This window comes from Limnohabitans sp. YIMB22184, assembly GCF_048020265.1.
In the GTDB taxonomy this organism is placed as follows: Bacteria; Pseudomonadota; Gammaproteobacteria; order Burkholderiales; family Burkholderiaceae_C; genus Limnohabitans_A.
The window spans coordinates 1619934-1644330 of sequence record NZ_CP171843.1 but is presented as its reverse complement, the minus strand read 5'-3'; the positions used below and the strand labels follow the sequence as shown (position 1 = coordinate 1644330).

The 24397-nt window shown below is 63.3% G+C and carries 19 protein-coding genes; 6 read left to right on the top strand and 13 right to left on the bottom strand.

Annotation, left to right across the window (positions count from 1 at the left end):
• Positions 1-15 precede the first annotated feature (15 nt).
• The 5 genes from ACHEXL_RS07740 to ACHEXL_RS07720 form a co-directional block, all read right to left on the bottom strand.
• Positions 16-594: a flavin reductase family protein gene (locus ACHEXL_RS07740; protein WP_416558764.1), complete on the bottom strand. Its 579-nt coding sequence runs from the start codon at positions 592-594 to the stop codon at positions 16-18.
• Positions 595-600: 6 nt separating this feature from the next.
• Positions 601-1059 carry a RidA family protein gene (locus tag ACHEXL_RS07735; RefSeq protein ID WP_416558763.1) on the bottom strand — a complete coding sequence of 153 codons (459 nt, stop codon included), beginning with the start codon at positions 1057-1059 and terminating at the stop codon, positions 601-603.
• 88 nt (positions 1060-1147) lie between these two features.
• Positions 1148-2047: a transglutaminase family protein gene (locus ACHEXL_RS07730; RefSeq protein WP_416558762.1), complete on the bottom strand. Its 900-nt coding sequence runs from the start codon at positions 2045-2047 to the stop codon at positions 1148-1150.
• 15 nt (positions 2048-2062) lie between these two features.
• Entirely contained in the window at positions 2063-4783 is a 2721-nt protein-coding gene (locus ACHEXL_RS07725; protein ID WP_416558761.1) for a circularly permuted type 2 ATP-grasp protein, read from the bottom strand.
• Between the two features lie 14 nt (positions 4784-4797).
• Complete coding sequence (locus tag ACHEXL_RS07720) at positions 4798-8214, bottom strand: DUF2126 domain-containing protein (protein ID WP_416558760.1); 3417 nt, start codon at positions 8212-8214, stop codon at positions 4798-4800.
• 305 nt (positions 8215-8519) lie between these two features.
• On the opposite strand from ACHEXL_RS07720, the gene ACHEXL_RS07715 reads away from it, so the two are divergent.
• Genes ACHEXL_RS07715 through ACHEXL_RS07700 form a run of 4 tightly spaced genes read left to right on the top strand, consistent with a single transcriptional unit; the run spans position 8520 to position 13860 of the window.
• Positions 8520-11237, top strand: coding sequence for a ComEC/Rec2 family competence protein (locus ACHEXL_RS07715; RefSeq protein WP_416558759.1), 2718 nt, complete (start codon positions 8520-8522; stop codon positions 11235-11237).
• A 48-nt stretch (positions 11238-11285) separates the two neighbouring features.
• A complete protein-coding gene (locus ACHEXL_RS07710) occupies positions 11286-12737 on the top strand; it encodes a circularly permuted type 2 ATP-grasp protein (RefSeq protein ID WP_416558758.1) in 1452 nt (483 codons plus the stop codon).
• A 14-nt stretch (positions 12738-12751) separates the two neighbouring features.
• Positions 12752-12883, top strand: a complete 132-nt coding sequence (locus ACHEXL_RS07705; protein ID WP_416558757.1) for an alpha-E domain-containing protein — start codon at positions 12752-12754, stop codon at positions 12881-12883.
• Positions 12883-13860, top strand: coding sequence for an alpha-E domain-containing protein (locus tag ACHEXL_RS07700; protein WP_416558756.1), 978 nt, complete (start codon positions 12883-12885; stop codon positions 13858-13860). Before ACHEXL_RS07705 ends, ACHEXL_RS07700 begins: the two co-directional genes overlap by 1 nt.
• A 1-nt stretch (position 13861) precedes the next feature.
• On the opposite strand, the gene xth is transcribed toward ACHEXL_RS07700, so the two are convergent.
• Entirely contained in the window at positions 13862-14641 is a 780-nt protein-coding gene (gene xth, locus ACHEXL_RS07695; protein WP_416558755.1) for an exodeoxyribonuclease III, read from the bottom strand.
• 162 nt (positions 14642-14803) lie between these two features.
• Between xth and ACHEXL_RS07690 the strand changes: the two genes are divergently transcribed.
• Positions 14804-17074, top strand: a complete 2271-nt coding sequence (locus ACHEXL_RS07690) for a tetratricopeptide repeat protein (RefSeq protein WP_416558754.1) — start codon at positions 14804-14806, stop codon at positions 17072-17074.
• Positions 17075-17121: 47 nt separating this feature from the next.
• Here ACHEXL_RS07690 and ACHEXL_RS07685 read toward each other — a convergent pair whose 3' ends face one another.
• From ACHEXL_RS07685 to ACHEXL_RS07670, 4 genes are read right to left on the bottom strand one after another with little or no spacing between them, the layout of a single operon-like run.
• Positions 17122-17610, bottom strand: a complete 489-nt coding sequence (locus ACHEXL_RS07685) for a dihydrofolate reductase (protein WP_416558753.1) — start codon at positions 17608-17610, stop codon at positions 17122-17124.
• Positions 17611-17621: 11 nt separating this feature from the next.
• Positions 17622-18461, bottom strand: a complete 840-nt coding sequence (locus ACHEXL_RS07680; RefSeq protein WP_416558752.1) for a thymidylate synthase — start codon at positions 18459-18461, stop codon at positions 17622-17624.
• A 25-nt stretch (positions 18462-18486) separates the two neighbouring features.
• Complete coding sequence (locus tag ACHEXL_RS07675) at positions 18487-19929, bottom strand: FAD-binding oxidoreductase (RefSeq protein ID WP_416558751.1); 1443 nt, start codon at positions 19927-19929, stop codon at positions 18487-18489.
• A gap of 45 nt (positions 19930-19974) precedes the next feature.
• Positions 19975-20382, bottom strand: coding sequence for a DUF2069 domain-containing protein (locus ACHEXL_RS07670; RefSeq protein WP_416558750.1), 408 nt, complete (start codon positions 20380-20382; stop codon positions 19975-19977).
• Between the two features lie 21 nt (positions 20383-20403).
• On the opposite strand from ACHEXL_RS07670, the gene ACHEXL_RS07665 reads away from it, so the two are divergent.
• Positions 20404-21660, top strand: coding sequence for a YihY family inner membrane protein (locus ACHEXL_RS07665; RefSeq protein WP_416558749.1), 1257 nt, complete (start codon positions 20404-20406; stop codon positions 21658-21660).
• Positions 21661-21691: 31 nt separating this feature from the next.
• Here the strand turns inward: ACHEXL_RS07665 and ACHEXL_RS07660 are convergent, their stop codons facing one another.
• The 3 genes from ACHEXL_RS07660 to ACHEXL_RS07650 form a co-directional block, all read right to left on the bottom strand.
• On the bottom strand, positions 21692-22003 hold the full coding sequence (locus tag ACHEXL_RS07660; protein WP_416558748.1) for an Mpo1-like protein: 312 nt from the start codon (positions 22001-22003) through the stop codon (positions 21692-21694).
• 21 nt (positions 22004-22024) lie between these two features.
• Positions 22025-23353: a cytochrome P450 gene (locus ACHEXL_RS07655; RefSeq protein WP_416558747.1), complete on the bottom strand. Its 1329-nt coding sequence runs from the start codon at positions 23351-23353 to the stop codon at positions 22025-22027.
• Between the two features lie 139 nt (positions 23354-23492).
• Positions 23493-24311, bottom strand: a complete 819-nt coding sequence (locus ACHEXL_RS07650) for an alpha/beta fold hydrolase (RefSeq protein WP_416558746.1) — start codon at positions 24309-24311, stop codon at positions 23493-23495.
• Positions 24312-24397 lie beyond the last annotated feature (86 nt).

Below are 24397 nucleotides of genomic sequence, written 5' to 3'. Positions count from 1 at the left end.
TTGGGGGTTGAACGTTCAGGCGTTGGCCACAGGCAAGGCCTGGACCGCCTCGCCAATGGCGTAAAAGTGGCCGCCTGCCACATGGTGCAGGCTGCGCAATTCGGGCGCGGCATCTTCGAAGTGCCAGCGGCCCTGACTGAAGACGCGTTCATCGGCCCAGGCGCCAATGACCTCGGCCAGGATCAAATCGTGTGGCCCTGCCACGTAGGCGGTTGCGGGCAGCACGCGGCAGGCCATGTGTGCGATGCAGCCATCGACCAGCGGCACGCCGGTGTGCGGATCGACCTGGGTGGTGATTTCGCAGCGGGCGAGCTTGTCGGTGTGGTTCTTGCCGCTCATGCCGCCTGCGGCCATGACCTGGTCTTTCATGGCCACGGGCGGCACATTGAGACTGAGCAGCCCCGAGGCGTCAACCAGTTCGCGGGTCAGTGTGGCCTTGTCGATGACCACCGCGATCTTGGGCGTGTCAAAGTCCAGCGGCATGGCCCAAGCCGCGGCCATCACGTTGGTGCGGCCTGCATGCTGGCTGCCCACCAGCACGGTGGGGCCGTGGTTGAGCAGGCGGTAGGCCTGTTTCAGGTCAACCGGTGTCATGCGTGGTTAGCCGATTTCGGCAATCAGTTCGATCTCGACGCAAGCGCCCATGGGGATTTGCGCGACGCCAAAAGCGCTGCGGGCGTGGGCGCCTGCCTGTGCGCCAAACACCTGACCCAGCAGTTCGCTGCAGCCGTTGGTGACCAGGTGCTGCTCGGTGAAATCGCACGTGGAGTTGACCAGGCTCATCACTTTGACGATGCGCTTGACCTTGTTCAAGTCGCCCACGGCAGCGTGCAAGGTGCCCATGAGGTCGATGGCCACGGCGCGGGCGGCTTGCTGGCCTTCGGCGGTGCTGATGTTTTTGCCCAGCTGGCCGGCCCAGACTTTGCCGTCTTTTTTGGCGATGTGGCCCGACAAAAAGACCAGGTTGCCGGTCTGCACAAAAGGCACATAAGCCGCTGCAGGTACAGCCACGGGTGGCAGTTCGATGTTCAGGGATTTCAGGGTGTCGTAGACGTTCATGGGGGTGGCTCAATGGTGGATTACAGAAGGAGTTTCGCTTGCGCGGAAATCAAAAAAAGAGATTGTCGCTGAAGGCCGAGGTGTGGGCTCAAGCGTCCAGCGGCGTCACTGTCACCGCGACTGCCAGCGTGTGCGAGCCGCCGCCTTGCAATACCCCGCGCAGGGGCGAGACGTCGGCAAAGTCGCGGCCCACGGCCAGCCGCACATAGTCTTCACCCGGGCTGGCCAAGCCGGTGCGGTTGTTGGTCGGGTCCAGGTCCAGCCAGCCCTGGCAAGCGTGGCTGGCCAACTCGGGCAGGTAAACCGAGGCCCAGGCGTGCGAGGCATCGCTGCCCACCAGGCGGGCCTGCCCGGGTGGCGGTTGCGTGAGCAGGTAGCCGCTGACGTAGCGTGCGGGCAAGCCCAGTGAGCGCAGACAGGCCAGCAGGATGTGAGCAAAGTCCTGGCATACGCCGCGTTTGTCGTGTAGCGCTTGCAGGGCCGGGGTGTTGATGTCGGTGCTGGCGGTTTCGTAGCGAAAGTCGCGGTGCATGCGCGCCGTGAGTTCTTGCGCCGCGTGCATGAGCGGCCGTCCGGGTGTGAAGCTGCGCTGTGCGTAGGCCAAAAAGGCTTCGTGCACGGGCGCATGGTGCGAGCCAAATGCAAAGCCGCTTTGCACATCGCCCGGGCGGCCACCTCGGTAACGGAAATGTTCGCGCACCGATTCCCAGCTTTGCGAAGACGTGCCCGATTCAATGACCGCAGTGTCCAGTTCGCTGTGCGCGCGGACCATCAGGCCGTCGTGCGGCTTGGTCAAGGCCCAATAGGCGCGGTGGTTGAAAAACGCGTCGATGTGGTGCCGCACCTCGGCCTCGGGTTCGATTTGCAGCCAGTGGCTGAGGACCGTTTGGCAGGGCGTGTTGGCCGGCTGCAGGTGGGCCACATGCTGTGCGATTTGCACTGACGGGCTGTATCGGTAGCGGGTTTCGTGGGTGATGGCCAGGCGCATGGTGTGTCGGGCAGGTCAGGCACCCACGCTGTAGCGGGCTTCGCCACTGTGCGTGAAAAACAGGCTGCACAGCTGGTCGGACACCTCGTGGGCAGCGGTTTGGCACTGTGCCAGTGCGTTGTGCAGGGGCAGGGCTTTATCGGGCAGCGTCGCTTGACTGGCCAGCGGCCAAAGTGTTTCGGGGCTCAGCTCGATCAGTTGTGGCACCCGATCGGCCAGGGCCAAGGTGGCTCCGTCGGCCAGCTGGCCCATGCGGCGCAGGCGCGAGCGCAGGGTGTGTGCCACCCAGCCCAGTGAGCGCGGGTTGTCGGAGTTGGTGACCAACAAATCCACCAAGGCCTGAGGGGTGCGGCTTTGCTGGTACTGGGCGTGGAAGCTGATGGTGCTGTCGAACAGGTCGAGCACGGCATCGAAGCCGGCTTGCTCGCCGATCAGTCCTTGCTGCACGGCTTCGGACAGGGCGCTGGACAAAAATTGCAGGCGTTCGATGTGGCGGCCAATGGACAGCAGGCGCCAGCCGTCATCGCGGCTCATGCGGTCGGTCTGGGCGCCGGTCAGTGCAGCCAGCATCTGGCTGGTGTCGGCCAGCAGGCGCTGGACTTGTACGGTATCGGCCAAGGTGCCGGGTGTGTTGCCTTGGGTGTCGGCACTGAAAAAACGCGATTCAGCCTGTTCGAGCAAACGCCAGTGTTCGGGCGACAGGCGTTCGCGCACCGATGCAGCGGCCAGTCGCACGGCGCGCAAATTGAAGCCGACGCTGGTGGCCAGCTCTTTGTCCCACAGGCCCGCGATCAGTGAGCGTTCGAACACACGGTGCGCTTGTGCAGCGGTAGGTACACCGACGCGGACCAGGCCATGGCGCGTGGCCATGCGGTCGATGAAGTTCAGCAGGCAGGCCAGGTTCTGGTTTTCGCTGCCCAGAATTTCCAGGCTCAGGCGCACCAGGCGCAGGGTGTTTTCTGTGCGCTCCGTATAACGGCCCATCCAGAACAGGTTTTCTGCGGCGCGGCTGGTGACCAGCCGTTGACGCTGCGGTATGGACGAGACATTCGCGACGCCGGATGGGGATTCGTCATCGCGGGGAGCGAGGCGACGTGGCGATCCAGTGGGTGTATCGCTGACCGTGTGGCCAGAGGAAGACATGGATTGCCACGCTTCGCTCGCCATGACGGAGGTGGAGTCGCTCGCCATGGCGAGAGGTGCTTGCACCCAGACGTCGGCGCTGCTGCCACCGCGTTGCATTGAAGCGATGCCCGAACGGGTGCCCAGGCGCGCCAGACCGCCGGGCAAGACTTGCCAGTCGCCTTGGGCATCGGCCACGGCAAACACGCGCAGCACCACCGGGCGCGACTGGATGCAGGGCTTGCCATCAGAGTCGTTTTGCCATGTGGGTTGGTGCGACAGCGGCAGCCACGATTGCAAGGTGTGGGCGTCTGGGTCGCGCAGGATGCGACCCGCCCATTCGTCTTGTTCGCGGCGTGAGAGTGCGTGACCCTGCACCGGCTCAAAGCTCTGGCGGTCGGTGTTGTAGGGGTAGGTGGGTTTGATCACGCAGCTGCTGATGCGCGGCAGCACGTCCTGCAGTGCTGCGGCCTCGCCACACCACCAGCTCGGGATGGCGGGCAGTTGCAGTTCTTCGCCGAGCAGACCACGGGCCAGCGCCGGCATGAAGCCCAGCAGTGCGTTCGATTCCAGAAAGCCCGAGCCCGGTGTGTTGGCCACCAGCACGTTGCCGCTGCGCACCGCTTGCAGCAAACCGGGCACACCCAGGGTGGAGTCGGCACGCATTTCAAGAGGGTCCAGCCAGTCATCGTCCACACGCTTGAGCAGACCGTGTACCGGTTGCAAGCCTTGCAGTGTTTTGAGGTAAAGCTTTTCGTCACGCACGGTCAGGTCGTTGCCCTGCACCAGGCTCAGGCCCAGGTAACGGGCCAGGTAGGCGTGTTCAAAATAAGTCTCGTTGTAGGGGCCGGGCGTGAGCATCGCGATGTGGGCCGATGCGCCTGCCGGGCTGCGGGCCTTGATGCCGTCGATCAGCGTGCGGTAGGTTTCAGCCAGGCGTTGCACTGGAAAAGCCTCGAAGGCCTGGGGGAACAGGCGCGAGACGATTTGCCGGTTCTCGAGCAGATAACCCAAGCTAGAGGGCGCTTGTGTGCGTTGCGAGAGCAGCCACCAGCAGCCGTCAGGACCGCGTGCCAGATCAAACGCCGCCAAGGACAAATAGCGGCCACCTACCGGCGGCACGCCGTGCATGGCCGGCAGGTAAGCCGGGTGCCCTTGGATCAGAGCGGCAGGCAACTGGCCGTTGAGCACCAGTTTTTGCGGGCCATAGGCGTCGGCCATGATGCGTTCGAGCAGCTGCATGCGCTGCAGAACGCCCGCTTCAATTTGCTGCCAGTCGTTTTGTTCCAGCATCAGCGGGAACAGGTCGAGCGACCAGGGCCGCTGCGGTTGATCGGCCGCTGCGTAAACGTTGTAGGTGATGCCGTTGTCGCGCACCTGCCGCTGCAGGTTGGCCATGCGCCTGTTCAGGCTGTCCAGACCATCGGCATCCAGATGCTGGGTGAAGGTTTGCCAGGCCTTGCTCATGAGCGCATCGGCCTCGGTTGTGCGGGCTGTGGCCCCGCCACGCAGCTCGTCCCAGTGTCCCTCGGGCGCAGCCAGCGCCTGGCTCGCCAGCCAGCTCATGGCTTGCGCGTCCAGGTCGGTGGGCGGGCTGTGGCGGGATTCATTCATCGAACAATTGTCGCTCAAGCCTTGCGCAAATCCAGGGTGTGCGGGAACTCAGGACTGGCGTGCAGCGCGGCGTTGGGCTGCAGTGCCGCCAGTTGTTTCATCGCACCGGGCGTGTGGCCCATGCGGAAGAAGCGGGCCAGGCGGCGGCTTTCGGCTTCGTAGGCGTTGACCGGGAAGCTGTCGTAACTGCGTCCACCGGGGTGGACCACATGGTATTGGCAGCCGCCCAAAGAGCGCTTCATCCAGGTGTCCACCAGGTCCACCGTCAGCGGCGCGTGCACGCCAATGCTCGGGTGCAGCGACGAGGGTGGGTTCCAGGCCTTGTAGCGCACGCTGGCCACGTACTCGCCCACCACGCCGGTGGGCTGCAGGGGCAGGGGCTTGCCATTCACCGTGACGGTGTGGCGCGAGGGGTTCATGCCCGTCACATGCACCTCGATGCGCTCCAGCGACGAGTCCACATAGCGGGCGGTGTCGCCCGCGCAGTTTTCTTCGCCCATGACGTGCCAGGGCTCCAATGCATTGCGCAGGGTCAGCACCGCACCATCGACCCGGATCTGCCCGACCAGTGGGAAGCGGAATTCGAAATGCGGGGCGAACCAGCTCGGATCGAAATGAAAACCCGCATCGCCCAGCTCGGTCAGCACATCGTCAAAGTCTTTGTGCAGCCAGTGCGGCAGCATGAAGCGGTCGTGCAGCTCGGTGCCCCAGCGGGTCACGGGGGCCGCGTACGGCTCGTCCCAAAAGCGGGCCACCAGCGAGCGCAACAGCAGTTGCTGCACGATGCTCATGCGCGCGTGGGGCGGCATCTCGAAAGCGCGCAGCTCCAGCAGGCCCAAGCGCCCGGTGCTGCTGTCGGGCGAGTACAGCTTGTCGATGCAAAACTCGCTGCGGTGGGTATTGCCCGTGACGTCGATCAGGATGTTGCGCAGCGTGCGGTCCACCAGCCACGGCGGCATGTCGGCACCGAATTTTTGGCGGTTGCGTGTGATCTCGCGCAGCGCGATTTCCAGCTCGTAGACCTGGTCGTTGCGTGCCTCGTCCACCCTGGGGGCCTGGCTGGTCGGGCCAATGAACATGCCGCTGAACAAATAGCTCAGGCTCGGATGGTTGTGCCAGTAGAGGATGAGGCTGGCCAGTAATTCGGGGCGGCGCAAAAACGGGCTGTCTGCCGGGGTGGCCCCGCCCAGCACCATGTGGTTGCCGCCGCCGGTGCCGGTGTGGCGGCCGTCGGTCATGAACTTTTCGGCCGACAGGCGCGTCTCGAAAGCGGCCTGGTACAAAAATTCGGTGTGCTCGACCAGCTCGGTCCAGCTGTGGGCCGGGTGGATGTTGACCTCGATCACGCCGGGGTCGGGCGTGACCTGCAGGAGTTTCAGGCGCGGGTCGCGCGGCGGTGGGTAGCCTTCGAGCACGATCTTCAGGCTCAGCTTCAGGGCGGTGGCCTCGACGGCGCTCAGCAGGGCCAGGTAGTCTTCCAGCCGGGCCAGCGGTGGCATGAAGACATACAGCACCCCGGATTTCTCGCCTTTTTTCTCGGCCTCTTTTTCGGCTTGGGGGCCATTGGCGCGGTTCGGGTCGCGCACCTCCACGCACAGCGCGGTGCGCACTACCGACGGGTCGGATTGGAACTTTTCCGGGCCCAGTGGTGTGGCGTTTGGAGGTATCGCATGGGTAGCCCAGTTGCTTGCACCCAGCCGAGACTGCAGGGCCACAGGCGCAGGGCTTGCCAGAGGTGCTCGGGGGGCAAATGGGTCTTGCTCGATCTGGTACCAGCGATCGGTAGGCGCGGCCCAAGGCAATGAGTCCAGTGGCAGGCGCCAGCCCATGGGGGAGTCGCCAGGCATCAGGTACATGCGCTCGTCACGCACAAACCAGCGGCCGGTTTGCCATCGCGGCCCGGTCAGGTCAGGCGTGGCTGTTTCAAGGGGCTGCAAGGGCAGCACATAGCCCACCGGTGCATCCAGCCCCTGGCTGAAAACACGGCGCAAGCGGTTGCGCTCCATCTCATCGTCCAGCCGGGCGTCAAACGGGTCTACGTTGACCGGCAAGCGGCGCTCGCGCCAGAGGTAATACCAGGTGTCCTCATAGCCGGGCAGCACGGTGCCTGCGGGCAGGCCCAGCTGGTGGGTGAGCCCCTCCATGAAGCGCAGTGCATCGGCGCTGGTGTACTGGCTGGGCTCACGTTCGTCGGCAAACACCCCCGGGTCTTGCCAGCAAGGCATGCCGTCGGCCCGCCAGTAAATGGACAGCGCCCAGCGCGGCAGCTGCTCGCCCGGGTACCACTTGCCCTGGCCGAAATGCAAAAAGCCACCTTGGCCATATTGCTGGCGCAGCTTGTGTACCAGCTCGGTGGCCAGCCCGCGTTTGGTCGGACCCAGGGCGTCGGTGTTCCATTCGGCCCCATCCCGATCCTGGGTGGACACAAAGGTGGGCTCGCCCCCCATGGTCAGGCGCACATCTTGCGCTACCAGTTGCGCGTCGACCTGTTCGCCCAGTTTCAGCACATCGGCCCATTGTTCATCGCTGTAAGGTCGGGTCACGCGAGGTGATTCGTGGATGCGGGTCACGCTCATCTCGTGGCTGAACTCGACCTCGGCCTTGTCCATCAGGCCTTCAATGGGCGCCGCCGCCGAAGGCTGGGGGGTGCAAGCCAGCGGGATGTGGCCTTCACCCGCCAACAGACCCGAGGTCGGGTCCAGCCCGATCCAGCCCGCGCCGGGCAAGTACACCTCGCACCAGGCATGCAGGTCGGTGAAGTCGACTTCGGTGCCGCTCGGGCCATCGAGCGATTTGACGTCCGGGGCCAGTTGGATCAGGTAGCCCGAGACAAAACGGGCGGCGATGTTCATGTGGCGGAACAACTGCACCAGCAACCAGGCCGAGTCGCGACACGAGCCACTTTTGAGGCTCAGCGTTTCTTCGGGCGTTTGCACGCCCGGCTCCATGCGGATGGTGTAGCGGATGTCCTGGTGCAGGCGTTGGTTGATCTGCACCAGAAAGTCGATGGTGCGCTGGCGGCTGCGATTCAGGCTGGCCAGGTATTTCTTGAACAGCGGTGTTTTGTGGCTTTTGTCCAGGTAGGACTGCAACTCTTCACGCACGGTGTCCGAGTATTTGAAAGGCACCTCTTCGGCCGAGGGCTCCAAAAAGAAGTCGAACGGGTTGAACACGGCCATTTCGGTGACCACGTCCACCGTGACCTTGAAGGCGGTCGTTTTTTTCGGGAAAACCAAACGCGCCTGGTAATTGGCAAAGGCGTCTTGCTGCCAGTTGATGAAATGCGCTTCGGGCTCGACTTTCAGGCTGTAGCTCAGGATGCGGCTGCGGCTGTGGGGGGCGGGGCGCAGACGGATGACCTGGGGACCGAGTTGCACCGGACGGTCGTAGGTGTAGTGGGTGACGTGGTGCAGGGCAACGTGTATCGACATATCTCGTTCAGCGCAACAGGGGCTGCACGCATGACAAATGCAGCTTGGGCGTTTACAACTAGCAAGACACGCGCCAGGACAGGGTTCGCGACGCACCATTGAATGTGCTGTTGGGCTGAACCGGGTTCACATGGCGTGCGTGCGGACAACAAAAACAACAGCCAAATCAGGGAGGCTGACATGCAACGGTGCTGGACGCCTGGCAGGCGTGCGACAAGCGCAGTGCGGACAAGGTGTCCGCTGGAACTTCATGGGCGTGGGGCCAAGTTGCCGCTTGGGTGGCGGCAAACGGGGCGAGGCCACCCATGATGTCCATGGCGTGGGCGCGGGGTTTGGGCGCGGGCCTGTTGGCCTGGTGCCTGGGTGTGGCGCTGCAATTGCAGCAAGCCGCTTTGTGGCCCGTGGCCGCTTACGGCGCCTGCCTGGCTGGTGCAGCAGGCATCGCTTGCTTGCTGCGCCGTTGGCCTTGGGGGCGCAGGCCGCAACCGGACCCAGAGCTGGCCCAAAAGTCGGCCCAAAAATTGGCCCCACGGTCGCTTCGTCCAGCCGCCCACCTGTTGACCTGGTGCCTGCTGTGGGCCACAGCGGCTTTTGCCGTGACGGGTTTGCACGCCTGGACGCGTGTCAGCACCATCCCCCCCGCGCTGGAGGGGCAAGACCTGGACGTGGTGGGCGTGGTGCAGGCCATGCCCCAGCGGCAAGAGCTGGGCTGGCGCTTTCGTTTTCGCATCGAGCAAGCCTGGCGAGTGAACCCATCGGGCCCTGCCCAAGCCCTGGAGCTGGATGCCGATGTGCCCGCGCAGGTGCTGCTGGGGTGGTACGGGCAAGAGGGCCTGCACGACAGTGGCTGGAACACTTCGGCCTTGCCCGAGCTGGTGCACGCTGGTGAGCGCTGGCGCATGCGGGTGCGCCTGAAAGCGCCCCATGGGCACATGAACCCGCGAGGCTTTGACTACGAGCTGTGGTTGTGGGAGCAGGGCATTCGCGCCACCGGTTATGTACGCAGCAGCGCCAAAGACCCGTCTCCGCTGCGATTGGCCAGCACCTGGGCGCACCCGATTGAAAGCTGGCGGCAGTCGGTGCGCGACCGTTTGTTGCTGCACCTGGCCCCACCGGGCAGTAATGCCGATGTGGCCCGGCGGGCGGGCGTGGTGGCGGCGCTGGTCACGGGCGATCAGGCGGCCATTGAGCGCAGCGACTGGGATGTCTTCAGGGCCACGGGCGTGGCGCACCTGATGAGCATCTCGGGCCTGCATGTGACCATGTTCGCCTGGCTGGCCTCTGCCGGGGTGGCTTGGGTTTGGCGGCGCTCGGCTTTGTGGGGCTTTCAGGGCGCTTTGCACTGGCCTGCCGCGCATGTGGGAGCGTGCACGGGTCTGTTGGGCGCGGGTCTGTATGCCTTGTTCAGTGGCTGGGGTGTTCCCGCGCAGCGCACCTGGCTCATGCTCATGGTGGTGGTCTTGCTCAGGTTGTCGGTGCGCCAATGGCATGGGGCACTGGTCTGGTTGACGGCGGGCGCCGTGGTGCTCAGCTGTGACCCCTGGGCAGGGCTTCAGCCGGGCTTTTGGTTGAGTTTTGTCGCGGTGGGCGTGCTCATGGCCCAGCCCCAAGCCGGTTCTGAGCCGCCGCAGTCGACCGGCACCGCACCAGAAGCGAAGGGCCTCAATGCACCAACTTGGCGCACAACTGATCGCCCGCACGCAGAGCGGCACCGTTGGAGTGCGTGGGGCGCGGCTTCCTGGGGTCGAGCGGCCGGGAGCCGGGCTGTGGCTTTGGTGCGCGAGCAGGCCACAGTCACTTTGGCGCTGGCCCCTTTGACGGTGCTGTTTTTTGGCCAGGTGTCGGTTGTGGGTTTGTTGGCCAATTTGTTGGCCATTCCCTGGGTGACGCTGGTGATCACACCGCTGGCCATGCTGGGCGTGCTGGGTTCGGGTGCTTGGGACTTGGCGGTCTGGGCCTTGCGGCCTTTGTCCGTTTTTTTGGACAGTTTGGCGTCCTGGCCGCTGGCCAGTGTGTCCACGGCCATGCCGCCATGGGGCTTGGCTTTGCTGGCACTGGTGGGCGCGGTGGGTCTGGTGCTGCGCTTGCCGCTCTCCTGGAAGCTGTTGTGTTGCCCGCTGCTGTTGCCAGTGCTGCTCTGGTCGCCACCACGACCTGCCGTTGGCAGCTTTGAGTTGCTGGCGGCCGATGTGGGGCAGGGCAATGCGGTTTTGGTGCGCACGGCCACGCACAGCTTGCTGTACGACGCGGGGCCGCGCTACTCGGCCGAGAGCGATGCCGGGCATCGGGTGCTGGTGCCCTTGTTGGCGCAAATGGATGAACGCATCGATACCCTCATGCTCAGCCACCGCGACAGCGACCACACCGGAGGCGCCGCGGCAGTGCTGGCCATGCAGCCCAAGGCGGCGCTGTGGTCTTCGCTGGAGGATGAGCACCCTTTACACGCCTTGCGCCCGGGCTGGACCCGTTGTCAGGCGGGACAGACCTGGGTGTGGGACGCCGTGAAATTTGAGGTGCTGCACCCACCGGCCCTGCAGGCGATCAGCGCTCCCGCCCTGCCTCAAGCCTTGGCGGGGACGGCAAAGCAAGGCGGGGCGCAGAGCCAGCGCACGAAGACGACACCAACGCGACCCAATGCCCTCAGCTGCGTCTTGCGCATCAGCACCGCTCGCAGCGCAGCCTTGTTGGCGGGGGACATTGAACGGGGTCAGGAGCAGGCTCTGCTGGAGACGGGTCTGAGCCCGGTGGACGTGCTGCTGGTGCCGCACCACGGCAGCAAGACCTCGTCGAGCCAGCCCTTCTTGCAAGCCTTGCAGCCCCGGCTGGCGCTGGTGCAAGCCGGTTACCGCAACCGTTTTGGGCACCCCGCCCCTGAGGTGGTGGCCCGCTACAGCGAGCAGGGCATTGCGCTGGTGCAAAGCAGCTACTGCGGCGCGGCCACCTGGCGCAGCGACGCACCGGGGCAACTCCATTGCGAGAGAACCCAGGCCAAGCGCTATTGGCACCACCTCATCGCACCCTGATCAAAATGGGTATGCATCTTGCTATCCTTTGGTCAGGAGTGATGAGCCATGCGTCAATTTGATGAGATGTACAACCGTTTGCCTGCCAAAGGTCAAGATGGAGAAGTCAGGAACCATTACCAGGCCTATGCCCGCTGGCTGGCCGCGCAAGACCCGCACACCATGGCCTCGCGCCGAGAAGAAGCCGAAGTCATCTTCCGCCGGGTTGGCATCACTTTTGCCGTCTACGGCGACAAGGACGAGGATGGCTCGGGCACCGAGCGCTTGATCCCGTTTGACCTGATTCCCCGTGTGATCGCCGCCCAGGAGTGGCAAAGCATGGAAGCCGGTTTGGTGCAGCGCGTGACCGCGCTCAACCGTTTCATCCACGACGTGTACCACGACCAGGACATCCTCAAGGCGGGCGTGATTCCGCGTGAGCAGATTGAGGGCAATGCACAGTTCCGTCCCGAGATGGTGGGCGTGGATGTGCCCAACCAGATCTATTCGCACATCAGCGGCATCGACATCGTGCGTGCCCCCGACAGCGCAGGCAACGGCGAGTACTACGTGCTCGAAGACAACCTGCGCGTCCCCAGTGGCGTGAGCTACATGCTCGAAGACCGCAAGATGATGATGCGGCTGTTCCCCGAGCTGTTCAGCCAGCACCGCGTGGCGCCGGTGGCGCATTACCCCGATTTGTTGCTGGAGACCCTGCGTGCCTCCAGCCCCGCCACCACGGCCGAGCCCACGGTGGTGGTGCTCACACCCGGCATGTACAACAGCGCCTACTTCGAGCACGCCTTTTTGGCGCAGCAAATGGGGGTGGAGCTGGTCGAAGGGCAAGACCTGTTTGTCAAAGATCAGTTTGTTTACATGCGCACCACGCGAGGCCCGCAGCGGGTGGATGTGATCTACCGCCGTGTGGACGACGATTTTCTGGACCCCAAGGTGTTCCGTCCCACCTCGACCTTGGGTTGCGCGGGCCTCATGGACGCCTACCGGGCCGGTCATGTGGCAATCTGCAACGCCGTGGGCACGGGCGTGGCCGACGACAAATCGATCTACCCTTATGTGCCCGACATGATCAAGTTCTACCTGGGCGAGGAGCCGATCCTCAAAAACGTGCCGACCTTTCAGTGCCGCAAGCCCGACGACCTGCAGTACACGCTGGCTAACCTGAAAGATTTGGTGGTCAAGGAAGTGCACGGCGCAGGCGGCTACGGCATGCTGGTTGGACCCGCTTCAACCAAGGAAGAGATCGAGCGCTTCCGGGGTGCGTTGCTGGCCAACCCCGAGGGCTACATCGCGCAGCCCACGCTCAGTTTGTCGAGCTGCCCCACCTTTGTGGACAGCGGCATTGCGCCCCGCCACATCGACCTGCGCCCCTTTGTGCTCAGTGGCCGCACGGTGCAGATGGTGCCCGGCGGCCTGACGCGCGTGGCGCTCAAAGAGGGCTCTTTGGTGGTGAACAGCAGCCAAGGCGGCGGCACCAAAGACACCTGGATCTTGCAGGACTGAACACGGAGACACACATGCTTTCAAGAACCGCCGACCACCTGTTCTGGATGTCCCGCTACATGGAGCGGGCCGAAAACGAAGTTTCGCCAAAATATCGTGAAGCGCGAAGCGCTTGCGGGGTTTTCGGCCTCAAGGGAGATATTTGATGCTGAGCCGCACCGCCGACCACCTGTTCTGGATGTCCCGCTACATGGAGCGGGCCGAAAACACCGCCCGCATGCTGAACGTGAGCTACGAGACTTCGCTGTTGCCGCAGTCGGCCGCTGCGGTTGAGGCAGGCTGGGAGGGAATTTTGTCCATCAGCGAGCTGCTGCCGTCTTACCTGGCGCTGTACAAAACCATCACCCCCCGCGACGTGATGGCCTTCATGGTCAAAAACGAAAACAACCCCTCGTCCATCATCTCGTGCCTGCGCGCCGCCCGGGAAAACGCTCGCGCCGTGCGTGGCACGCTGACCACCGAGGTGTGGGAAACCCAAAACCAGACCTGGCTCGAAGTCAACCGCATGCTCAAAAGTGGCGAGTTCGAGCGCGATCCGGGCCAGTTCTTTGAATGGGTCAAGTTCCGCTCGCACCTGTCACGCGGCGTGACGGTGGGCACCATGTTGATGGACGAGTCGCTCTATTTCATGCGCATGGGCACCTTTCTGGAGCGGGCCGACAACACGGCTCGGTTGGTGGACGTGAAGTTCCACGCCATGAACAACGACTTCTTTGGTGCGCCCATGTACAGCGGCATCGACACCGAGACAGCGCAGGAGTACGACTTCTACCACTGGAGCGCGATCTTGCGCAGCGTCAGCGGCTTCGAGGTCTACCGCAAGGTGTACCGCGACGTGATCCGCCCCGAGCGCGTGGCCGAGTTGCTGATCCTGCGCCCCGACATGCCGCGCTCCTTGCACGCCAGCTTGAACGAGGTGGTTTCCAACCTGGCCTTGGTTTCGCACGACCGCGAAAGTGACACGCTGCGCCACGCCGGACGCCTGCGCTCGGAGTTAGCCTTTGGCCGCATTGACGAGATTCTGGCCACCGGCCTGCACGCTTACCTGACGCAGTTTTTGGAGCGGGTGAACGTACTGGGCGGGCGCATCAGCCGCGAGTTCTTGATGCCGCAGGCAGCCTGACTTATTTCAAGGTCAGCACCACCGGCGCGTGATCGCTGGGGCGCTCGTTCTTGCGTGGGGCGCGGTCGATCACGCAGGCGCTGGCGCGGGCTTTGAGGGCCTCTGAAATCAAGATGTGGTCGATCCGCAGACCCCGGTTGCGGCGGAAGGCGAACTCGCGGTAATCCCACCAGCTGTAGCTTTTCTCGGCTTGCTCAAACAGCCGGAAGCTGTCCGTCAGGCCCAGGCCGATCAGGGCCTGAAGTTTTTCTCGCTCTTGCACGGTGCAGTGGATGGTGTCTTTCAGGCCCACCGGGTCCCACATGTCGAGCTCGTCAAAGGTGATGTTGTAGTCGCCCAGCAGCACCAGATTCGGGTGTTTTTGCAGCTCGCTGCCCACCCAGTCACGCAATGCGTCGAGCCAACGCATCTTGTAGACAAACTTGTCGCTGTCCGGGGCCTGGCCGTTCGGGAAATACGCGCCGATCACCCGCAGCTGACCGCCTGCGCCATCGGGGTAAGTGGCGGCGATCACACGCGACATGTCGTCTTCAAAGCCAGGTATGTTTTTGACCACATCGGCGCCTTCGGCCTTGGAGATCAGCGCCACGCCGTTGTAGGTTTTCTGACCGAACCATTGGGCCTGGTAGCCGGCTTCGGCAAAAGCATCCACGGGAAACTTGTCGTCGGTGAGTTTGAGCTCTTGCAATGCCAGCACATCGGTCGGGTTGGCGGCCAGCCAGTCCAGCACCTGTGGCAAGCGCACGGACAGGGAGTTCACATTCCAGGTGGCAATTTTCATGGGGGAGTTTTTAGGGGCAAAGGGTCTGAGGTCATTTGAGTTTAGTTCATGGATGGCCGCTGATAAATGCGGCCTTTTGATGAACAAAAAAGGCCTATTCGACGGCTTGCTGCCGACGAAGTCGCGACAATGTGGCCTTGATTTGTTGACATGACGCCCTGCATGACCACTCAGACTGATTTACCAGACAGCCCTGCAACTGCTATGCAGGGTCCTGCCGCCGCCGATGCTTTCAACCAGGCCAATGCCTATTTCAAGGCCGGGCAATGGGCCCAGGCGCGTGCGGCCTATGAATGGGCGTTGCAGCAAGATCCGCAGATGGAGGCTGCCGCTTTGCAGTGGGCGCGATGCCTGGTCCGATTGGGCGATCTGCAGGCGGCTCGGGATGCTTTCTCGCAGCTGCTCAGGGCGTTTCCCGCCAATTACAGCGGCTGGCTGGAAGCGGGGCATTTGTGCAGACAGCAAGGCGTGCCGCAGCAAGCGGTGGCCTGTTACAACCAAGCCATTGCGCTGGTGCCCACCCGCTATGAGGCGCGTTTGTCGTTAGCCCGTTTGCTGGAAGACCAGGGGCAAATGGACGCGGGTGCCGCTCAGTACCACCATGCACTCACCGCGGCAGGCGCTGACAAAAATCGGCTGGTCCATTGGCGCATGGGCAAGTTTCGCCTGGAGCGCGGTGATGCCGCCCGTGCGCTCGAATCCATGCGGCAGGCCTTGCTGGTCTTGCGCGTAGGTCAGGCGCAGATCGACGAAAACGAGCATGCCGAGATGCAAATGGATCTGGGCGATATTTTCATGCGCTTGGGCATGACCGAGGACGGTCACCGTGCGTTCGAGCGAGCCAGCGCAGCCACCTCTGAGGCCACCCTGGTGCGTTTGGCCGATTTGTCGTTCCGCTACAACCTGTGGCAAGAAGCCCAGGCGGTGTTGCGTCGCAATGTCGAGCTGCACCCGGACAGTGACACCGCCCACTGGAATCTGGCCCATTCACTGGCGGAGAGCTGGAACATGCAGGAGGCGCTCGCCTCGCTGGCCCAAGCCGAGGCCATCGCACCCCAGCCAGGAGCCAAGTCCATGCGTGCCAGTGTGGCGGGGCGTACGGGCGATGCCGATACAGCTTTGCGACTTTACAAAGAACTGGCCGATGAAGAGGGCCCTGGCTCCAAAATTCACTCCAGTGCCGCCATGAGTGCGCTGTACAGCGACCAACTCAGCGCACAAGAGGTGGCTGATTTGCATCGGCAGATGTTTGCGTGTTTGGGGCGCAATGCCCGTGCGCGCAGCAGTTTCAACAATGACAAGACCCCCGATCGCAAGCTGCGTGTGGGTTTGGTCTCGGCCGATTTTCATCACCAACACCCCGTCAATATTTTCATGCAGCCTGTGCTGGCGCGGCTGGATGACAAGGCGGTGGAAGTGTCGGTGTATTTCACAGGGGTCTCGTATGACGCCCAGACTCAGCTGGCCAAACGCCGAGTGGCGCGCTGGGTGGAAGTCACGACCTGGAACGACAGCCAGTTGGCCCGGCGCATCGAAGAAGACGGTATCGACATCCTGCTGGACTTATCGGGGCACACCAACATGCAGCGCATGAGCCTCTTTGGCCAGCGTGCTGCGCCGGTGCAAGCCACGTTTTTGGGCTATCCCGGCTCCACCGGTGTGCCCAACATTGACTGGCTGGTGGCAGACAGCGTGGTCGCTCCGGTGGGCAGTGAAGGGCTGTTCAGTGAGCAATTGGTGCGCTTGCCCAACAGCGTGTTCTGCTTTGCCCCTGAAACCGATTACCCGTACCCGGATTTCGACCCGTCGCATGTCGAGCGCACTTTGACCTTTGGCTCCTTCAACAACGTGCCCAAGCTGACCCCACACACGGTCAAGCTCTGGGCGGCCGTGCTCAAAGAGGTGCCAGGCTCGCGTTTGTTGCTCAAGGCCCCGAGTTTCAATGACAAGGGCGCGGTCGAGGCCTTTGCCCAGCGCTTTTTGGCCGAAGGCATTGCCCGCGATCGGCTGGAGTTTCGGGGGCCGGTGGGCCTGGCCGACATGATGGCCGAATACGCCGATGTGGACATCGCCCTCGATCCTGTGCCCTACAACGGCGGCACCACGACCTTGCAGGCGCTGTGGATGGGCGTGCCGGTGGTCGTCAAGGCCGGTGGCAATTTTGTCTCGCGCATGGGCGCGAGCTTCATGACGGCGGCGGGCTTGAATGACTGGGTGGCGCAGTCCGACGCCGACTATGTGCGCATCGCCGCCGCCATGGCCCGCGACCGTCAGGCTTTGCTGTCACTCAAACGCGGTTTGCGCGAGCGTCTGCAGGCTTGCCCAGCCTGGGACATTGACCAGTACACCCGCGACTTCGAGGGCGCGCTGCGCCAGATGTGGGTGGCGCACTGCCAAGGTCAGTCAGCCGCAGCCGGCAAAATCAAAGCTTGACCTCCAATGTTTCAGGGGAGCACCGTTTTTGCAGCGGTCAGTCGGGATCAGCGAGCGCGTTGGTAAGTGACGAAGGCAAAGCCCAAGCCGCTGGCTGAGGTGTGCGCTTCGCGTTGCAGCTCGCGCCAGTCTGCGCCCAGCACGGGCGCAAAGGCATCACCATCAAAGTCGGCGTCGATCTCGGTCACCACCGCCGTGGTGGCCAGGGGTTCGGCCAAGCGGTAGATCTCGGCGCCGCCCATGATCCAGGCATCCGGTGCCTCGCCGCACAGGCGCATCGCGTCGTTGACGGAGCCAGCCCGTAAAGCACCCTCGGCTTGCCAGTCGGTCTGCCGGGTGATGACGATGTTCAGTCGCCCGGGCAGCGGGCGAAAGCGTGCAGGCAGCGAGTCCCAGGTCTTGCGGCCCATGATGACCGGTTGGCCCAGCGTGATGCGCTTGAAGTGCGCCAGGTCTTCGGGCAAATGCCAGGGCATCTGGTTGTCTTTGCCGATCACACCGTTGCGGGCGCGGGCATAAATCAGGTGCAGTTTCATCAGACCGGTACTCAAACAGCCACGGGCGCCTTGATGGCGGGGTGGCACTCGTAGCCCACGACCTCGAAGTCTTCAAACTCGTAATCAAAGATCGACGCAGGTTTGCGCAAGATGCGCAGCGTGGGGTAAGCAAACGGCTGGCGGCTGAGCTGCAGCTCGACCTGCTCATGGTGATTGGCGTAGATGTGGCAATCGCCACCGGTCCAGATGAAGTCACCCACATCCATGTCGCATTGCTGGGCCACCATGTGGGTCAGCAAGGCATAACTGGCAATGTTGAAAGGCACGCCCAAAAAGATGTCTGCGCTGCGCTGGTACAGCTGGCAGCTCAGGCGCGGCTTGTCGCCTGCTTTTTGCGGCGGCGCCACGTAAAACTGGAAGAAAGCGTGGCAGGGCATGAGCGCCATCTGGTCGAGTTCGGCCACGTTCCAGGCGCTCACGATGATTCGCCGTGAATCAGGGTTGTTTTTGAGCGTGTCCATGACCTGCTGCATCTGGTCGATGTGACCACCGCCTGGGGTGGGCCAGCTGCGCCACTGCACGCCATAAACGGGGCCGAGCGAGCCATCTTCGCGCGCCCATTCGTCCCAGATGGTGCAGCCGCGTTCTTGCAGCCACTTGACATTGCTGTCGCCGCGCAAGAACCACAGCAGCTCCACGATGATGGCGCGCAAAAAGACCTTCTTGGTGGTGACCAGCGGGAAGCCCTCGTTCAGATCAAAACGCATCTGGTGGCCGAACACGCTGCGCGTGCCGGTGCCGGTGCGGTCGCCTTTTTGCACACCCGTCGTGTAGACGTGGCGCATGAAGTCTTCGTATTGGCTGCGGATGGGACGGTGTGGGGAAGTCATGGTTTCAAGCGTCAATGTTGGGTATTCAGTTCAGCACACGGCCAGGGTTGAGCAGGTTTTGTGGGTCCAGCGCCTGCTTGACGGCCCGCATCATGGCCAGCGCTGTCGGGTCTTTGTAAAGCGGCAGTTTGTTAACTTTTTGTTCGCCCACACCGTGTTCGGCGCTGATCGAGCCGCCAAAGCGCTTGACCTGGTCGAATACCAGCGTGTTCACCCTGTCTTCATATTGCCGCAAAAAGGCGGGGCCATCGGCCCCTTCGGGCGCCTGCACGTTGTAGTGCAGGTTGCCGTCGCCCAGGTGGCCAAAGTCGACCATCCGCACGCCAGGCACTTCGCGCGCGAGCAGGGCGTCGGTCTCGGCCACAAAGTCCGGGATGCGCGAGACCGGGATGCTGATGTCGTGCTTGATGTTCAGGCCCTCCTGGGCCTGGGCCAGGGTGATGCTTTCACGGATGTGCCACAACCCCTTCGCTTGCGTGAGGCTTTCTGCAACCACGGCGTCTGTCACGCAGCCTTGATCCAGGGCGGCTTCGAGCAGGCCCTCAAACTGGCTGCGCGCGTGCGCCTCGTTTTCGCTGTCGGAGTTCTCGAGCAACACACACCAAGGGGTGCCTTGCCACAGGGGCACGCGCAATTGCGGGTAGTGTTTGTCGACCAGGCCCAGCGCAAACTGGTTCATGACCTCGAAGCCCGTGAGGCCGGGCCCCAGACGCTGGTGCGCCAGGCCAAGCAGTTGCACGGCCGATTCCATGCCGGGCACGGCGGCCCAGGCGGTCAGCTGTGCGGCGGGCTGGGGGTAGAGCTTCATCGTGGCGGCTGTGATGATGCCCAGCGTGCCTTCGCTGCCGATCATCAGGTTGCGCAGGTCATAACCGGTGTTGTCCTTGCGCAGACCACTCAGGCCGTTCCAGACTTCACCTTGCGCGGTGACAACTTCCAGGCCCAGGCAAAGCTCGCGGGTGTTGCCGTAGCGCACGACCTGCGTGCCGCCTGCGTTGGTGCCCAGGTTGCCACCGATCGTGCAGCTGCCTTCGGCGCCCAGGCTCAAGGGGAACAGAAAACCGGCAGCCTCGGCCGCGACCTGCAGGTTTTGCAGCACGCAACCGGCTTCCACGGTGATGGTCAGGTTGGCCGGGTCGATGGCGCGCACCGCGTTCATGCGGGTCATGCTCAGCACGATCTGGGTGCCCGAGCCGTTGGGCACGCCGCCCACCACCAGACCTGTGTTGCCGCCTTGCGGCACGATGGGCGTGTTGGCTGCTGCACAGGCCTTGACCACCGCAGCCACTTCGGCGGTGTTGCCTGGGCGTACCACGGCCAAGGCACGGCCTTTGACGCGTTTTCGCCAGTCCTGCTCCCAGGGGCTCAGGTCGGTGGCCGGGTCGTCGTGGGTCAAGACGTGGGCGTCACCGCAAATCTGACGCAGTCGGGCGATCAGTTCAGGGTGAGCGTGGGGCAAAGCGGTCATGGGCAAGTGGTGGCGGTCGGTGTCAATGAGCGAGGGGTGCAGGCTTCAGTCGCGGGGCACGGGTACAAAATTGCCCGTGGCTTTGGCAGCTTTGAAGCGGATGCGCACGTGCAAGGCGCAGGCTATGAACAAGGTGGTGCACAGCAAAGTTTGCAGTCCTGCCAGGGCGTTGGAGGGCCAGGCATCGCCCCAGGCGCGCACCACGCCTTCTATAAAGTACAGCCAGACCAGCATACTGACCCAGCGGTAGGTGTACATGCGGTTTTTCAGCAGGCCGGCGAGCGGAATGCACAGCGGCAGCACTTTGATGGCCCACCAGGAGCCGCCCGGACGCAAGGGCGCAAGCCAAAGCTCCCAGGCCAGGCCCAAAAGGATGAGGCTCAGCAGGCTGCCCACGGCCATCCAGCGGGTGAAATCGACGCCAGCGGGATTGTTTTCGGTGTTGGTGTTCATTGCGGTGGCATCATACCGGGCATGCCTTCTCCCTTGTCCAAGTCTTCTTTGAGCGCCCAAGCCACCCTTTGGTGGCAGGAGTTGTCGGTTTTTCCATGGCGTCAGATGGCGGGTGTGCTGGCCGAGCGCTTTCGCGATGCCCGTCTGGGCGTGAGCGCCAGCTCGCTCACCTTCACCACGGTGCTGGCTTTGGTGCCGCTGTTTGCGGTGGGTTTGGCCGTTTTTGCAGCATTTCCGGTGTTTGGCAAGTTCCAGGACACGATCCAGCGCTGGCTGATCGAGAGCCTGGTGCCCGAGAGCATTGCCCGCCAGGTGCTCAGTTACCTCACGCAGTTTTCGCGAAAGGCCAGCCGTCTGGGCTCGGCGGGTTTGGTGGCAGTGCTGTTGTCGGCGGTGTTTTTGATGGTGACGATCGAGCGCACTTTGGGGCAAATCTGGGGCTTGCAGCGTCAGCGACCTTTGCCGCAGCGGGTGCTGCTGTACTGGTCTGCCATCACGCTGGGGCCTTTGTTTTTGGGGGCCAGTCTCGCCATCACGTCTTATGTGGTGACGGCTTCACGCGATGTGGTGGATGTGCTGCCGGGCTCTGTTCGCTGGCTGCTCGACAGTTTTGAGTTTCTGCTGCTCACGGCCTGCGTCAGCGGCTTGTATTTTTATGTGCCCTACACCCGTGTGCGGTGGCGGCATGCCATCACCGCCGGATTTTTGGTGGCGGGCGCCCTGGAGTTGGCCAAGAAGCTGATGGCGGTCTACCTGCTTCAGGTGCCCACCTATTCACTGGTTTACGGGGCATTTGCCGCCTTGCCCATTTTGCTGGTCTGGATATACGTGACCTGGCTGCTGGTTTTGCTGGGGGCTGTGCTGGCTTCCAGCCTGCCCCAGTTGGGCCGGCAAGAGTGGCGCAAGCCCGAGGGGGCGGGTTGGGGCTTTCGCCTGGCGTTGGAGATTGTGGCCGAGTTGAACGCCGCCAAGGTGTCTGTCCAGCGGGGTTGGAGCACCGATGACCTGGCTGTGCGTTTGCGTGTGGAGACCAGCGAACTGCGTCAGGTGCTGGACGTTTTGCAAAGCCTCGATTGGGTGGGGCGCCTGACCGAACAGAATGACCAGGGGCAAGCCCGGCAAGTGCTGTTGATCGACCCCGCCCAGATCAGCGTGGCCCCACTGGCGGACCGTCTACTGGTTCTGCGGGGCCCGGGTGGTGATCCGGTCTGGCGACACATGGGCTTCGATCAAATTCGAGTGGGGCAGTTGCTGCCCGAAGTTGAAGCTAAAGCTTGATTTCGGCGTTGGCCGCGGATTTTTTGACAGATTAAAAACTCACACGTCCGCGCCACATGTCGCGGTACATCACCCAGTCGCCCATGAAGCTGTAAAGCGGGCGCTTGAAGCTGGCGGGCTTGTTCTTCTCGAATACAAAATGCCCGATCCAGGCGCAGCCGTAGCCGCACAGCAAACCATACAAAAAGTACTGCGGCTTGCCGGTGATGGCCAGCATGGCCAGGCACACCAGCGACAAGCTGCTGCCCACAAAGTGCATGCGACGGCAGGTGCGGTGGCTGTGCTCGCTCAAATAGAACGGGTAAAACTCGGCAAAACTGGCATGGTGAACGGCTTCGGTCATGGCGGTGTCTCCGGGCTGTGTTCAGCGGGTTTGAAAGGGGGCGCTCAAAAAGCCGCGGAACCGGGCACGGCCACCGCGCACCGGGGCCTCGGTCAGTCGGTAATCGGGAAAACGCTGCAAAAAGCGCCCGATGGCGATGCGGCCTTCGAGACGCGCCAGGCTCAGGCCCGCGCACTGGTGCACCCCAAAGCCAAAGGCCAGGTGCTTGTTGCCGGTGCGGCGCAGGTTCAGGTGTTCGGGGTTCTCGTACACCGCCGGGTCGCGGTTGGCCGCGCCAATGCACAGCGTGACCAAAGCGCCTGCGGGAAGATCCACGCCGTTGACCTGCGTGGCCTGCAGGGCGCGGCGGTTGCCCAACTGGTTGGACGACTCAAAGCGCAAAAACTCGTCCACCGCCAGGCCCAGAATCTGTTCGCGTTCTTCGTCGCTGGCCGCTTGTTTCAGGTCGGCCTTGAGTTGTTCGCGCTGCTCGGGCCACTCTTGCAAGGTGATGAGGGCGTTGCCGATCAGGTTGGTGGTCGTCTCGTGCCCGGCATTGAGCAGGAACACACAGTTTTGCAGCAGCTCGACTTCGCTCAGGGCATCGCCGTTTTCCTCACCTTGGATCAGCCGGGTCAGCACATCGTGCTCCGGGTCGCCCGGCTGTTGACGACGTTTGGCGACCAGCTCGCGCAGGTAGGCCAGAAATTCGGTCACGCTGCGGTTGCCCAGCGCTTCCTGTTCGGGCGTGAGGGCGGGCTCCAGCGCCCCCAAAATCGCCAGCGACCAGCCGCGCAGGGGCTCACGGTCGGCATGCGGCACGTCCAGCAGGTTGCCGATGATCTCCACCGGAATGGCCGAGGCAAAGTCTTCGATCAGGTCGCCGCCGCCTCGGGCCTCGATCTTGTCCAGCAGGCTGTCGACCAGCTGCACCAGCCCGGGCTCCATGGCCTCAATGGCGCGGCGGGTGAGGGCGCCCATGATCAGGCGGCGCACCCGGGTGTGCAGGGGCGGGTCGTTGAAGACCAGGCTGTTGGTGTGGTGCTCGAACAGCGGAGCCACACCCCCGGGCGTGGTGTAAGGAGGCTGGTTGAATGGCGCGTGGTTGTATTTGGGGCCGAACTCGACCTGCTTGTCAGAGCTGAAGACCTTGGCATCGCGGTACACCGCGACCAGATCGGCGTGGCGTGTGAGGAAGTACGAGCCGTCGGGCATGCGCTTGAAGGGCTCCGCTTCCCGCAGTGCGGCATAAACCGGGTAGGGGTTGTCCAGAAAATCGCTCGGCAAAGCCCGCAGGTCCAGTGTTTGGGCAATCTCGTTTGCCCTGTCAGCCGACAGCGCCGGGGTGATGCTGGAAATCAGTTTGTTCATGTTGTAGGAGCGCACACCTGTGCGCTAATCTTCGGTAAGGGCCATGCAGGCATTCGGCCGCAGGGGCGGCCTCCCACAAAGGCAGAGGGCCTGTTGTTTTGTGTGGGAGCGAGCCCCTGCTCGCGAATTTTCGTCAGGGTCATGGCTTCAAAAAATCCTTGAGCGCCTGCAACACGCCTTCGGGCGCTTCGGTCATGAGCGAATGGCCCGCGGGCAGCTTCACCACCTTGGGTTGGGTGCACAGCGCGATCAGGCTTTGCGCGGCCTTGGGCGGGGTCATCTGGTCGGCGTTGCCGAGCACAAACAAGGTGGGGCAGCTCACGCGGGGCATGGCCGCTTCGGCGCCACTGTAGATGTCGCAGGCCTTGAAACCGGTATGGAACACATTGACCTGCGTGTTGCTGGCCAGCACCCGGCGCATCAGCGCCTTGCTGCCGCCGTACAGCCAGGTGCCGGGGCCCAGGGCCGAAGGCGGTGGCGCCAGCGTGGAGTGCGAGAAGCTGTTGACCATGTCGATGGCCTTGAAGGGCGCACTGACCGACAGGTCGAGCAAGGCGGGCGAGACGCGCATGGGGTAGGCCGTGCCCACCATGACCAGGTGGCTCACGCGGCCGGGATGGGCCGCCGAATTACGGGCAGCCGCTTCCAGGGCGATGAGCGAGCCAAAGCTGTGGCCGATCAGCGCGGCCTTGTCAATCTTCAGCGCATCCAGCAGCGCGATGATGGTGTCGGCCGCTTCTTCCACGCTTTGCAGCGGCGGGCCTTCGCTTTTGCAGTGCCCGGGCAGGTCGATGGCCAACACGTTCCAGCCGTGGTGGGCGAGGTAGCGGGTTTGCAAGATCCAGACGCTGTGGTCGTTGAGCACGCCGTGGATGAACACGGCGGTGGGTTGGGCGGGGTTGAAGGGCTTGCCGCCTGTGTAGGCGTAGAGCTTGTGGGTGGGCAAAGAGATGATCATGACTTGAGGCTCAGGTGATGAACTGTTCCGTCCAAGAATGGACAAATGCTCGGCATGTCACCCCGGACTTGATCCGGGGTCCATGG